Genomic DNA, 13865 nt, shown 5'->3' with positions numbered 1-13865 from the left:
CTACACAACGTCTTTAATTAAACCCGTTACCCGAACCTTACCCGTTAATAATTGCTGCATAAGGCCTTTTTTAAGTTCTTGGTAGTGTGTTTTTTTGTTTTGTAAAACGTCTAGTTTACTATCTACCGTGCTTAATATGTTAGCGATTTGGGTTTGTTCATCTTTAGGTGGTTTAGGAACATAAAATGTGCGTATTTTTGTTAAAGCTAACTTTGGTTGCGCATTATTAGTTTGCTCACGTTTCACCGCATTTTGTATAATTGGTGATAATAGTACTTGAAGCAAAAAAGTTTTATCTAATTTTATGTTGGTTAATTTATCTGCATTTTCAGTTAGGTTAGCACCATCCAATTCTATAGGCACTCCTCCTACTATTCCCAATGTTCCAGCTACTGAAATAAATAAATCATCTTTATTAATGATATATCTTTCGATAGAAAGAAATACATCTTCTGGAACGTAAAGAATTTTATCTAAATCTACACCCCCCATTTTCATGTCAGCAACTCTAATATATGGATGATTTGTTTTTTCTTCTATTAACGATTTCCCTTTAGGTAAGCGTTTACCACCTTTAACATCAGCAATATCTTCAATCTTCACCACCTCCCAACTTTTAGGAATTTCCCCAAGCGGTGACTCTTTAAACTCGGTATGCCCAATGCCTTTGGTGAGTAGGCGTTGCATGAGTCCTTTTTTAAGGTTTTGGGTTTGGGTAATGCGTTGGGTAATGAGGTCTATTTTAGCATCTACCGTACTTAATATTTTAGCTATTTTTTGTTGTTCTGGTAGGGGTGGGAGTGCTAAAACAACTTTTTTTAAGTGAACTGGACCGAAATTAGGTTGTGCTCCTCCAGTTATCATAAAGTCTATTTGCTCTTTAAATAATTGTGATTTTAAAAATTGATTTAAATAGTTGTAGTTAATTGAAGAGAGTGGTTTGAAACGAATTACGCTCGTATTCATAACTAATGGCAAATCTTGTTTCCTCACAATTGCATGTTTACAATATGAATTTCCACTACTAGCAATTACAATATCGTTCTCTTGGCATTCAAAATGAGTGTAGGTCGAGTTAAATTCCTCCAAACTGATATGTCTAGTTGTTTTAGATAAATCTAAAACACCATTAACCATATTTGTAATATTAATAACTTTAATACCTTCGTCTTTGAATTGCCATTTTCTTAACCCTGGTCCTTCTTGAAACCACGAAAAGTCTGGCATTTTTTTCTCAGACCAACCTTTTGGAATACTCCCAAGTTTCTTGATTAAATATCCTTCTTTCATATCCCCAACTCCTTTAAAAATTCGTTCAATTTGGCATCAATATCAGCTTCTTGTTGTTCTAAATCAGCTAAAACAGCTTGTACCGCTTTTACATCAATAATGGGTTCGGGTTCGCTGGTGTCTATATAGCGGCTAATGTTTAGGTTGTAATCGTTTTCGGCAATTTCATCTAAAGTAACAATACGCATGTATTTGTCTACTTCAGTATTGGCATCATACGCAGCTACAATTTTAGAAACATGTGCTGGTAATAATTCGTTTTGGTTTTTACCTTCTTTAAAATCGCTGCTGGCATCAATAATAATCACCTTGCCTTTTTGGGCTTCGGTTTTATTTTTGTTTATCAACCAAATAGCAGCGGGTATGCCCGTATTGTAAAATAAACCACTTGGTAGGCCTATAATCCCTTCCACCAAATCGGCTTCTAACAGTGCTTGCCTAATTTTACCTTCGGTAGAGCCTCTAAACAGTGTACCGTGTGGTAAAACCACGCCCGCTTTTCCGTTTTCTTTTAAAACGGCAATCATGTGTTGTATAAAAGCTAAATCGGCATAACCACGTGGTGCAATTCCGTATTGAAATCGTCCGTACGGGTCGCTCACTTCTTTTTTATAGTTGGGAGTTACTTTTTTCTCTTTTCCGTTTTTATCGAGCTTGGTTACTATGTTGGCTTCGGCAGGACTCCACCATCCATCCATAGAAAATGGTGGATTTGCAATAACACGGTCAAACAATTGCAGTTCGTTGTCGTTATTGCGGTGTTTTGGGTCGGTTAAGGTATCACCTTTGCGTATATCGGCATCTGTAAAATTATGCAGCAACATGTTTAATTTACCAATGGCCCATGTACCCAAGTTTTTTTCTTGTCCGTTTAAGCTTACGTTAATATTGTTACCCACTTTTCCGTTAGGTTGCTGTGCTATATAACGTGCCGATTCTATCAACATACCACCAGAACCACAAGTGGGGTCGTAAATGCTATGTTTTGGTTGCGGCTTTATAAGATTTACAATAAGCTGCACTACGCCACGAGGAGTATAAAATTCGCCTCCTTTTTTACCAGCATCATCGGCAAATTGTTTGATGAGGTACTCGTAAGCATCCCCTAAAAGGTCGTTAGATTTTAAATGTGCATTGGCTAACGAATGTTGGTTAAAATGGCGTAATAAACGCTGTAATAATTCATCACTTAACTTTTCTTTATCACCAAACTTGGTGGCCGTCATAACACCTTCTAAACTGGTGTTTTCTCGCTCTATAGCAGCAAAGGCTTTGTCTAGTGCCACACCAATATTTTCGGTCTGGCTTTTTATGGTTTCCCAGCGAGCTTCTGTTGGTAGTTGAAAGTAAGTTTCATCTTCGGCATCTTCACGAGAAATACCTTCACGTTGCATAATAGCTTCCACTTCTTCTAAAAATACATCGTTAGAACGCTTTAAGAATAAGAGCCCGAATATGTAATTTTTAAAATCGGAAGAATCGATACTTCCACGTAATATGTTTGCCGAATCCCATAGCCAAGATTCGAGTGTTTCTAAAGTTAGTTTCTTTTCAGTCATCGTATTTTTAAGCAGTTTTTTTATTGTCAATAAGCAAATCTTTCACGCTTATATTTAAAATATCAGCAATTTTGTATAAGGTTTCTACACTTGGTTGTCGCCTATTGGTAGTATAAGAAAGTACCATATTATAGCTTTTCCCCAGTTCTTTAGAGAGCCAAATTTGTTTTAATCCCTTCTGGACTAACACCTCTTTTATTCGATTCATAATTATGTGAATTTTGCTTTTCGAATATAGTTAAAAACTATCATTAAACGATAGTTGGTTCACGTATAAAAAATAGTGGTGAAGAAGATTTAAAACAAAAACTTATAACTGGTTGATTTTTGGGTGATTACGATAGTTTTTACTTGACAATACGGAAAAAAAATGCGATATTTGAGTAAATAACCTTACCAGTAGTGTTGTGTTCTGTATTTTCTAAAGAACACGAACAGCAAACAAACCATACATAAAATTCGACCGATTTTTTCGGTTGTAACAACAATACACCTTCGGATAGTCCGAAGGTTCTTTAGTTGTGGTCCTTACCGCGGCTATGGATTAATTAGATAAAAAAGAAAATTATGGAAAAGAAAAAAGGGCTTGAATTTTACAAGTTATTTCACCCTCTAGCCGAGGATAATAGGCTAACTGATTTAGAAAAAATTGTAGCGATGTATATTTTTACGCTGCATAGTTTTAATATGAAATGTTTTGCCAGTAATAAGTACATGGCTAGCGTTTTAAAAGTGTCATCGAGCGGAGTAGATACAGCGATTAAAAAATTGCAATACGTTGGTTATATTGAAGATTTACGTAGTGAACCTTCGGTTAAACATTTAAAAATATGTGCTACTAATGTGACTAATGCTAATTTTTATAAATTTTATAAAGTGTTATTGGTGTCTAAATTAAAATATAGCACTAAATTTTTACTGACGTATATTTTATCGTACACCAATAGCAATAGAAGGTTTTACGATACGAATGCGAATATTTTAAGGAAAATAGGACTTGGTAAGGAGGCTGTTGCAACTGCTAAACGTGAGCTAAGAGTACAAGGTTGGATAACAATTAAAAACCCAAGAAGCAAGTGGCGAGAGTTTCTTATTACAGCGAATAGAAACCCGATTGGTGAACTGACAGCTATTGAAGCTAAAAAAGTAGCTGCTACGTTGCGCCCAGAAACCAGCGTTACTAAACCAGATAACGGTATTACTAGCCCGAAATTAAGCGTGGATAGCCCAAAAGTAGGCCGCAATAAGATAATAAATAATAAAATTAAAAAAGAAAATAGTAATAATAGAATATATAATAATATAAGTGAAAATATGGTTACTGCTTCGCAGTTAGAAACTTTTTTAGATTTAGATTATTCATTTAATTTTTATGATATACCAATTGAAAGTTTAGATATTTTAGAAAGTTCAACCAGCGTAAACGCTGACCAACTTGAAGTTTATTTAGATGCTGGTTTAACTTTAGATGAGTGGCTTGCGTTAAATATATCACCAACTGCTGGTAACAGCTCAGAAGAAATTTTAGAAACTAATAATTTACCAATCAACGTAAGCGTTAAAGATAACAATACCGAAGCAGTAGAAGCGGAAACAATAACCACCAAGGTAGCGGAAGCTACAGAAAAAAGTGTGGCCGAGTCGTTGGCCGAAGCTGTTACTATGAACAAAATATTTACCAAGGAAGGGCAACCCATTCTAGAAGTGTTAACGTACATAAAACGGAACGATACGGTAAGCGTAACCGATTTTTTAATGCAGTTATATTTTGAGGTAGGTGCAGATTTAAACGTTGCCAACATCGTGAGCATTCAGCATCATATAAATCAAAGCTATTGCAGCGTTGCTATTATAATAAAAGGGCTAACTCGTATTTATAAAGAAAACTTGTATATTAATAAAAGGTATAAAGATGTTGAGGTTCCCAGAAGCATGCTGGTGTACCTCAGTGATATTTATAAGTAAAAAACATTGGTAATGGTGGCTTTCGGGCTGCCAATAACCAGTTTATATATACCAAAAGGGCTTTTATTAGCACGTATTCGTTGGGAAGGTTTTTCTAAAAAACGGTTAAATGAATACGTAGGGGGGCCTCTCTATAAAGTGCTTCACACACTACCTATGAAATTTTATTTTCTATTTACTGTGACCTTTCTTTTATATAGCGATAACATCAATTTTAAAATTGGTATTGATGTGCTTCGCTAAAATTTTTTATAATTTTTTTTGATATTAGTTTTAGAAACACTTTACTTTTTTGGTTTTGATAGTATATTCTATTTATAATAAAACTTTAAAAATCATATAATTATGAACGAAGAATATCAATATTTATTTACAGAAGGACCACTGCGTGAGGCAATGGCAGCATACCTATCTGTTAATTACGAGGAAGCCGCAGATTACAGTGAAGATGCTATGATTAGCGAATACATATACCTCAAAGATAACGGTCAGTTGAACCTCATCTTTGAAGCAGTACAGCTACATAATAAAACCAAGACGCTAGCTATTGGCTAAATTGATTAATCGCTCGTTAGCGTGGTCAATAGTTTTATTACCATAGCTTTCTAGGTAAATGCCAGTTACGGCATTACCGTAGTTGTGGCCCAGTGCTTCGGCAATTAAATCTTTACTGTAGCCATTTGCTTTGGCAATGTTGGCCCAGCTATAGCGAGCCACGTAAGTGGTTAGCGGTATGTCTAATTGCAATTGATACCCAAGTTGTTTAAGATACCTATTTGTAGATTTTAACCCTAAGTTTACATGGTGTCTTATCTTGGCTTCGGGTGCATTATCTAAACCAAATTGTGGTAATAAATAAGAACTGTTAGTGGTTTTATAATGATTTAAAATGTCTTGAACCGTTGGTGATAATTTAATGCTATATAATTTTCCAGTTTTGCGTCTTTTATAAATAACCCGCCCATTTTTAATGTTGCTCTTTTTAAGAAGTATAAGGTCCATGAAAGAAATGCCAATCATCCCAAAAGTCAGCATGAACATATTTTTAGCATGAAAGTGTTTAGAATCTTTATCTAATTCAATTTGTGCAATTTTTCTAATAGATTCTAAAGGTATTGCTCGTGATATTGTTTTTTGCGACCTAATTTTAAAGCTTCGGAACGGGTATTGTGTCATGTTATATACATCAAGCTTTCCAGCACGATTTAATAAAGCACGCAGCGCCCGCATATATACCGCAGCGCCATTTACACTTACACCAGAAGCTGATAAATGGGCGTCATATTCTAATACAAATGCATAATTTATATCCGATAACTTTAGTTTCTTATTTCTGTAGTTGATAATACTGTTGGTGGCTGTTTTGTAGGATTGTGCATTGCCGTGGCGACCTTGAATATTTAGTTTTTTAATTTGTTCAATGGCAAAATCATAAAACAGCATTTCGTTAACATCATACGATACGGTTAGGGCATATTTTATGTCGGCTAAACTTGCGTCTGGTTTGTATGCTAAAATTGCCAGAAGTTTCTTCTCATAATGCAATATTGTCTTCTTTAAATGAAGATTTAGCTCTAAGTAACTTGCATGCTTTTTATTTACACGTAGTTTTTTCTCATCCCATTCGTTCGGCGAAATCTTAATTCCAAGATGAATCGATGTTGTTTTTTTATTGGCTGTAAGCCTTAGTATTAAAGGGATTCGACCGTCGGCATAACTTCTTCTTTTGTCTAATGTAAGTTTTAAAGTACTCATGTTTTTTAGTGTTGCGCTAAAAACATTTTTATGCACGTGCACTTTTTGGCCTAAAAAGGGGTTCGTGCAAGTTATGTGCAAGTTTTTGACCTATGACTTCCGTTTTTCGGGCACAAAATTCAGCTGCTTTATGCAGTAATTTTGATGCTTTCAAAGAATGTTGATTTTTTTTATTCCTCCCTTAGCCCAGTTGGGTAGAGGATTTGACCCGCATTGCTGCATAAAAAAAGTCCAACATTGCTGTTGAACTTCTTTTTTTATTGCTCCTCCTTTAGGACTCGAACCTAAGACCCTCTGATTAACAGTCAGATGCTCTAACCAACTGAGCTAAGGAGGAATGTTCATGTAGAACAAATATATGTGTTGTAGCAATTATCGGCTGCTACGATGCCTTCGTTTATTTTGCTCCTCCTTTAGGACTCGAACCTAAGACCCTCTGATTAACAGTCAGATGCTCTAACCAACTGAGCTAAGGAGGAATTTAAAGCGGACTTGCTTTAAAATGCGAGTGCAAATTTAAGGGCTTTTTTTATATCTACAAACATTTTTTGATAAAAAATGAAATAAAAAATGGTTCTAACTGATTTTCAAAGTATTATTTTGTGGACTTAGCGTTTGTAAGCTGTTTTATTTATCTAAGTAGATCATTGATAAGTTCAAAATAAGCATAAAAAAAAGGCCTATTTTTAGTAAAAGTTGTATTTTTGTCACCATTATTCTTATTGATAGAAAAGCATAGTAAATATATATGGACAAGTTTTCGTTCTTAAACGCAGCACATACAGGTTTTATAGGTGATTTATACGAACAGTATCAAAAAAATCCGGATGCAGTAGAACCAAGTTGGAGAAGTTTTTTTCAAGGATACGATTTAGCAAACGAAAGTTATTCGTTGACTGATGATGAGGTTTCTGTTGAAATACCTGAAGAAGTACGTAAAGAATTTTTAGTAATCGATTTAATAAACGGATACCGTACAAGAGGGCATCTTTTTACGGAAACAAACCCAGTTCGTGATCGTAGAAAATACGCTCCTACATTAGATGTCGAGAACTTTGGTTTGTCTAACAAAGATTTAGCTACTGTATTTAATGCAGGTGATATTTTAGGGATGGGGCCAAGCTCTTTGTCTGAAATAGTTAAATATCTTAAGAAAATTTATTGTGATAGTATCGGTATCGAATACATGTATTTGCGTAGTCCGGAGGAATTAAAATGGTGGCAAAACCGTTTAAATATTAAGGACAAGCAGTTAAATTACGATGTAGAAGCAAAAAAATATATTCTTACAAAATTAAATCAAGCGTCTACTTTCGAGAGCTTTTTGCAAACAAAATATGTAGGTCAAAAACGTTTTTCTGTTGAAGGAGGAGAAACCCTAATTCCAGGAATAAGTGTGGCACTTCGTGATGCTGCCGAAAAATACGGAGTAGAAGAATGTGTTTTAGGAATGGCACACCGTGGTCGTTTAAACACATTAGTAAACATCTTTAAAAAACCTGTTCGCGATTTATTTAGTGAGTTTGAAGGAAAAGATTTTGAAGATCAAGATATTGATGGAGATGTAAAGTATCACTTAGGATTAACGCTAAGTAAAGCATATAAAGGCGGACAAAAAATGAAGATGAATTTGGTTCCAAATCCATCTCACTTAGAAACTGTAGATGCAGTGGCTGAGGGAATTGTTCGTGCTAAAATAGATTTAGATTATAACGGAGATAATGGTAAAATTTTACCAATTTTAGTACACGGTGATGCTGCAATAGCAGGGCAAGGTATTGTGTACGAAATAGCGCAAATGATGACCTTAAATGGTTATAAAACAGGAGGAACGATTCATGTTGTGGTAAATAACCAAGTAGGTTTTACTACTAATTATTTAGATGCACGTTCTAGTACTTATTGTACAGATGTGGCTAAAGTAACATTGTCGCCAGTATTACACGTAAATGCAGATGATGCAGAAGCGGTTTGTTATGCAATGGAAATGGCTGTTGAATATAGAATGAAATTCAAAAAAGACATTTATATTGATTTATTAGGATACCGTAAATATGGGCATAATGAAGGTGATGAGCCTCGTTTTACACAGCCTAAATTATACAAAGCGATTTCTAAGCATAAAAATGCCAAAGAAATATACGCTGCTAAATTGGTGGCAGAAGGAAGTATTTCTGGTGATTATGTAAAACAAATTACAGACGAGTTTAAAGCACATTTAGAAACTGAGTTTACAGAATCTAAAAAGAAAACTACGTCGAAAATTCAAGAATTCATGCCAGAAGTTTGGGATGGATTTGTGCGTAAGCAATTACAAGAAATGTTACAACCGATAGATACTACTTATTCGGTTGAAGGATTAAAAGATATCGCAAAAGTTATTTCTACAACTCCAGAAGGATACAAGTTTGTGCGTAAAGCAGAACGTATTTTACAAGGACGTAAGAAAATGGTTTTTGACGAAAATTTATTAGATTGGGGAGTTGCAGAGAATTTAGCCTACGGAACTTTATTAGAAGAAGGATTTAATATTCGTATTTCTGGTGAAGATGTAGAAAGAGGTACTTTCTCTCATCGTCATGCAATTATGCGTGATGAAGAAACGTTAGAACGTGTTAATTTATTAAACACAAATCCGAAGAATAAAGGAGAAATGACCATTTTCAATTCTCACTTATCAGAATACGGAGTTTTAGGATTTGATTATGGTTATGCTATGGCAGCACCAAATACGTTAACTATTTGGGAAGCTCAGTTTGGTGATTTTGCCAACGGAGCGCAAATTGTATTTGATCAATATATTTCGTCAGCAGAAGCTAAATGGAAATTGCAAAACGGATTAGTAATGTTATTGCCTCATGGATATGAAGGACAAGGACCAGAGCATTCGTCAGGAAGAATTGAACGTTTCTTACAGTCATCAGCAATTGATAACTGGACGATAGCAAACTGTTCTACTCCAGCGAACATATATCATATTTTACGACGTCAGATGAAACGTGATTTCAGAAAACCATTGGTAGTTTTTACACCAAAGAGTTTATTACGTTTACCAAAAGCAGTAAATACGATTGAAGAGTTAGCTAACGGAACATTCCAAGAAGTTATTGATGATACTATTGCTACTGATAATGTGAAAAAAATGGTATTTTGTTCAGGTAAATTCTACTATGATTTAATAGCAGAACGTGAGCAGTTAGGAAGAGAAGATATTGCTATTGTAAGAATAGAGCAGTTGTTTCCATTACATAACGATCAAATTAAAGCTGCAATGGATAGGTATCCGAATGTAACTCGTTATGTTTGGGCACAAGAAGAACCTAAAAACATGGGTTCTTGGAGTTATATGTTAGAGCGTTTTGAATTGGCAAAATTAGAATGTGCATCGAGAGATTATAAATCGGCACCAGCTGCAGGTTCAAGTGCAAGGTATAAACGTAGACATCAGCAAGTATTAGACAAAGTTTTTGATTAATACCATAGATAATAAGTAAGTGCGTTAGGGATTGAAACGGCATCCTTTTTTGCTGTCAGTTCGAGTGAATTTGTGAAGAATGAACAAATTTGTATCGAGAATGCAGCAAAAAAGATACAGTGAAAAGCCCGCCCGAACGCCCAAATAAAAGAAATAAAATATTTCAGAATAAAAATAAAGAAACATGAGTGTTTTAGAAATGAAAGTTCCTTCTCCGGGAGAATCGATTACAGAAGTAGAAATAGCAACTTGGTTAGTTGAAGATGGTGATTATGTTGAAAAAGATCAGCCAATCGCCGAGGTAGATTCTGACAAAGCAACGTTAGAGTTACCTGCGGAAGAAAGCGGAATTATCACTTTAAAAGCTGAAGAAGGTGATGCTGTAGAAGTTGGTGCTGTAGTTTGTTTGATAGACATGAGTGCTGCAAAACCAGCGGGTGGATCTGTAACTGAAACAAAAACAGCAGAAGCTCCAAAAACAGCAGCACCTAAGAAAGAAGAAGTGAAAGCTGCAACGTATGCAACCGGAACTGCTTCTCCTGCAGCTAAGAAAGTTTTAGCTGAAAAAGGAATCGATGCTGCTTCAGTAAAAGGAACAGGAAAAGACGGTCGTGTTACAAAAGATGACGCAGTAAATGCTGTGCCTTCTATGGGAACGCAACCAACAAATGGTTCTCGCGGTACAGAGCGTAAAAAAATGTCGATGTTACGTCGTAAAGTAGCACAACGTTTAGTTGCTGTTAAAAGCGAAACGGCTATGCTAACTACGTTTAACGAAGTGAACATGCAGCCGATTTTCGATTTACGTAAACAATATAAAGAAGATTTTAAAGCAAAACACGGTGTTGGATTAGGATTTATGTCTTTCTTCACTTTAGCAGTTGTTAGAGCTTTAGAAATGTATCCTGATGTAAACTCTATGATTGATGGAGATTACCAAATAAAAAATCATTTTCAAGATATTTCTATAGCAGTTTCTGGTCCTAAAGGATTAATGGTTCCTGTAATTAGAAATGCTGAAGACTTATCGTTTAGAGGTGTTGAAAGTGAAGTGAAGCGTTTAGCTTTACGTGCTCGTGACGGACAAATTACAGTAGATGAAATGACTGGTGGAACATTTACAATCACTAATGGTGGTGTATTCGGTTCAATGTTATCAACTCCAATTTTAAATCCTCCTCAAAGTGGAATTTTAGGAATGCACAATATCGTTAACCGTCCGATGGCTGTTAATGGTGAAGTGGTAATTCAACCAATTATGTATGTTGCATTATCTTACGATCACAGAGTTATTGATGGTCGTGAATCTGTTGGTTTCTTGGTTGCTGTTAAAGAAGCGTTAGAAAATCCGGAAGAGTTATTAATGGGTAACAACATTAAGAAAGCATTAGAAATGTAGGTAACAATCTTACCGTATATATATTAAAATCCCGAGCTTCTTGCTTGGGATTTTTTTTTGAAGCTATCTCCTGCTTTCCACTATATCTTTTTCTGTATGTCATTGCAAAGTTTCGTTTTTTGTAAACTTTTGTAATCTCTTTTGATTATAGGTAGTATTTAAAATGAATCAGAAAAAGGATGCCGTTTTAATCAGGGCTAAACATATTTTTTGTTTTTTAGTAGTCTCAAACAACACTGAACTTCTATTTTGTAGTAAGTGAAATTGAAAAGTTATATTGTCATTTCTGGGGAAGCTATAATCTCATATATTATAAATCAAAAGTCATAAAAGAGTAGTAAAATATCGTTTTTAAAAATTGGTGAACGATGAATATTACAATATATAAGAAAGTATTTATCAAACAACGATAGAAAAGTGCCTAAAAAAGCAAGGGTAAAACACGAAAAAAGATAATTGTAAAGACAAATAGATCTCTTTTTGATATGTTTTATAGCCATATTCTTTAGTGTGGCGTGTCAATTTCTTTAAAATTGTCAGGCTTTCACTACTCGCTTTTTTACAGAAAATGGTAAAAAGAGCTCAAACAGAGAGCTTGTATTGAGTGTAGTCGAAATGTTCAATCCCTCACGCGAAGATTAATACGATAATGAGTAGGTTAAAAATTCAATGTAGTTTTAGAGTTAAGTATCTAGAAAACAACGTTGCGTAAAATACTTTAAAAAAAAGGTAAAAAAGGTAGTTGTTATGTTAAAAAAGGAATCTATATTTGCACCCGCTAAAGGAAAAACGAGTGTTTAGAACTTAGTAAAGTTCATTAATATAAGGGTTAAGATATCATCAAAAAAAGGTAAAAAATAAGTTAATTTTTACTTGTTTAAATCGAAAGAAAGAGAGTATCTTTGTAGCCCGTTTTAAATGCGGGAGTTCGTTAAAATACAGCAAAAAATAAACTAAAAAAACTTCAAAAAAAGTTTTGTCATTTTTAGAAAAGTTTATAGATTTGCAACCGCTTTAAGAAGGCGAAACGATCAGAGAAATTTTGGAATGATTTTGTAATAAGAATCAGTTAGTTCGAATCTAGCATTTCTACAAGAAGTATTTATTCTTTTTAACAGAAATTAAAATACTTATGAGTGCCGATTCGGTACAAGTTCATTGAAAATATTGAAATTGACAGCGTAAACAAAGAGTAGAATAACCACGTTCTAATTCGTTAGAACAAATTCTTTTGAAACTTATTCATTAATATTATTTAAAATATACAATGAAGAGTTTGATCCTGGCTCAGGATGAACGCTAGCGGCAGGCTTAACACATGCAAGTCGAGGGGTAACATTGTGCTTGCACAGATGACGACCGGCGAACGGGTGCGTAACGCGTATAGAATCTGCCTTGTACAGGAGGATAGCCTTTAGAAATGAAGATTAACACTCCATAATGTATAGAAGAGGCATCTCTTTTATATTAAATATTTATAGGTACAAGATGACTATGCGTCCTATTAGCTAGATGGTAAGGTAACGGCTTACCATGGCAACGATAGGTAGGGGGTCTGAGAGGATTATCCCCCACACTGGTACTGAGACACGGACCAGACTCCTACGGGAGGCAGCAGTGAGGAATATTGGTCAATGGAGGCAACTCTGAACCAGCCATGCCGCGTGCAGGATGACTGCCCTATGGGTTGTAAACTGCTTTTATACAGGAAGAAACATTCCCTCGTGAGGGAACTTGACGGTACTGTAAGAATAAGGACCGGCTAACTCCGTGCCAGCAGCCGCGGTAATACGGAGGGTCCAAGCGTTATCCGGAATCATTGGGTTTAAAGGGTCCGCAGGCGGTCAATTAAGTCAGAGGTGAAATCCCGTCGCTCAACGACGGAACTGCCTTTGATACTGGTTGACTTGAGTTATACGGAAGTAGATAGAATAAGTAGTGTAGCGGTGAAATGCATAGATATTACTTAGAATACCGATTGCGAAGGCAGTCTACTACGTATATACTGACGCTCATGGACGAAAGCGTGGGGAGCGAACAGGATTAGATACCCTGGTAGTCCACGCCGTAAACGATGGATACTAGTTGTTGGGTTTCGACTCAGTGACTAAGCGAAAGTGATAAGTATCCCACCTGGGGAGTACGGTCGCAAGACTGAAACTCAAAGGAATTGACGGGGGCCCGCACAAGCGGTGGAGCATGTGGTTTAATTCGATGATACGCGAGGAACCTTACCAGGGCTTAAATGTAGAGTGACAGGGCTAGAGATAGCTTTTTCTTCGGACACTTTACAAGGTGCTGCATGGTTGTCGTCAGCTCGTGCCGTGAGGTGTCAGGTTAAGTCCTATAACGAGCGCAACCCCTATTGTTAGTTGCTAACAGGTAATGCTGAGGACTCTAGCGAGACTGCCGGTGCAAACCG

General features: G+C 35.7%; 9 protein-coding genes, 2 tRNA genes and 1 rRNA gene (1 of these 12 only partly in view). 6 read left to right on the top strand and 6 right to left on the bottom strand.

The window, feature by feature from the left end; all coding sequences use genetic code 11:
• From N2251_RS00980 to N2251_RS00970, 3 genes are read right to left on the bottom strand one after another with little or no spacing between them, the layout of a single operon-like run.
• Entirely contained in the window at positions 1-1290 is a 1290-nt protein-coding gene (locus N2251_RS00980) for a restriction endonuclease subunit S (RefSeq protein WP_260584811.1), read from the bottom strand.
• Complete coding sequence (locus N2251_RS00975) at positions 1287-2849, bottom strand: type I restriction-modification system subunit M (protein ID WP_260584810.1); 1563 nt, start codon at positions 2847-2849, stop codon at positions 1287-1289. Before N2251_RS00975 ends, N2251_RS00980 begins: the two co-directional genes overlap by 4 nt.
• Before the next feature lie 7 nt (positions 2850-2856).
• The gene (locus N2251_RS00970; RefSeq protein ID WP_260584809.1) at positions 2857-3057 is read right to left on the bottom strand and encodes a helix-turn-helix transcriptional regulator; all 201 of its coding nucleotides are present in this window, start codon (positions 3055-3057) and stop codon (positions 2857-2859) included.
• Between the two features lie 359 nt (positions 3058-3416).
• On the opposite strand from N2251_RS00970, the gene N2251_RS00965 reads away from it, so the two are divergent.
• The 3 genes from N2251_RS00965 (at position 3417) to N2251_RS00955 (ending at position 5369) form a co-directional block, all read left to right on the top strand.
• The gene (locus tag N2251_RS00965; RefSeq protein ID WP_260584808.1) at positions 3417-4814 is read left to right on the top strand and encodes a helix-turn-helix domain-containing protein; all 1398 of its coding nucleotides are present in this window, start codon (positions 3417-3419) and stop codon (positions 4812-4814) included.
• A gap of 12 nt (positions 4815-4826) precedes the next feature.
• Positions 4827-5057 (top strand): hypothetical protein, encoded by a 231-nt coding sequence (locus tag N2251_RS00960; RefSeq protein ID WP_260584806.1) that lies wholly within the window; start codon positions 4827-4829, stop codon positions 5055-5057.
• Positions 5058-5159: 102 nt separating this feature from the next.
• Entirely contained in the window at positions 5160-5369 is a 210-nt protein-coding gene (locus tag N2251_RS00955) for a hypothetical protein (RefSeq protein ID WP_260584805.1), read from the top strand.
• Here N2251_RS00955 and N2251_RS00950 read toward each other — a convergent pair.
• The 3 genes from N2251_RS00950 to N2251_RS00940 form a co-directional block, all read right to left on the bottom strand.
• Complete coding sequence (locus tag N2251_RS00950) at positions 5355-6569, bottom strand: site-specific integrase (RefSeq protein ID WP_260584804.1); 1215 nt, start codon at positions 6567-6569, stop codon at positions 5355-5357. The genes N2251_RS00955 and N2251_RS00950 overlap by 15 nt on opposite strands.
• Positions 6570-6832: 263 nt before the next feature.
• Positions 6833-6906, bottom strand: a tRNA-Asn gene (locus N2251_RS00945).
• A 68-nt stretch (positions 6907-6974) separates the two neighbouring features.
• Positions 6975-7048, bottom strand: a tRNA-Asn gene (locus tag N2251_RS00940).
• Between the two features lie 269 nt (positions 7049-7317).
• Between N2251_RS00940 and N2251_RS00935 the strand changes: the two genes are divergently transcribed.
• The 3 genes from N2251_RS00935 to N2251_RS00925 form a co-directional block, all read left to right on the top strand.
• On the top strand, positions 7318-10044 hold the full coding sequence (locus N2251_RS00935) for a 2-oxoglutarate dehydrogenase E1 component (RefSeq protein WP_260584803.1): 2727 nt from the start codon (positions 7318-7320) through the stop codon (positions 10042-10044).
• Between the two features lie 184 nt (positions 10045-10228).
• On the top strand, positions 10229-11443 hold the full coding sequence (odhB, locus tag N2251_RS00930; protein WP_260584802.1) for a 2-oxoglutarate dehydrogenase complex dihydrolipoyllysine-residue succinyltransferase: 1215 nt from the start codon (positions 10229-10231) through the stop codon (positions 11441-11443).
• Between the two features lie 1264 nt (positions 11444-12707).
• A 16S ribosomal RNA gene (locus N2251_RS00925) occupies positions 12708-13865 on the top strand; it runs 360 nt beyond the window's last position.

The sequence above is a fragment of the Tenacibaculum haliotis genome, assembly GCF_025215075.1.
GTDB lineage: Bacteria > Bacteroidota > Bacteroidia > Flavobacteriales > Flavobacteriaceae > Polaribacter > Polaribacter haliotis_B.
This window is presented reverse-complemented; position numbering and strand designations above follow the sequence as displayed.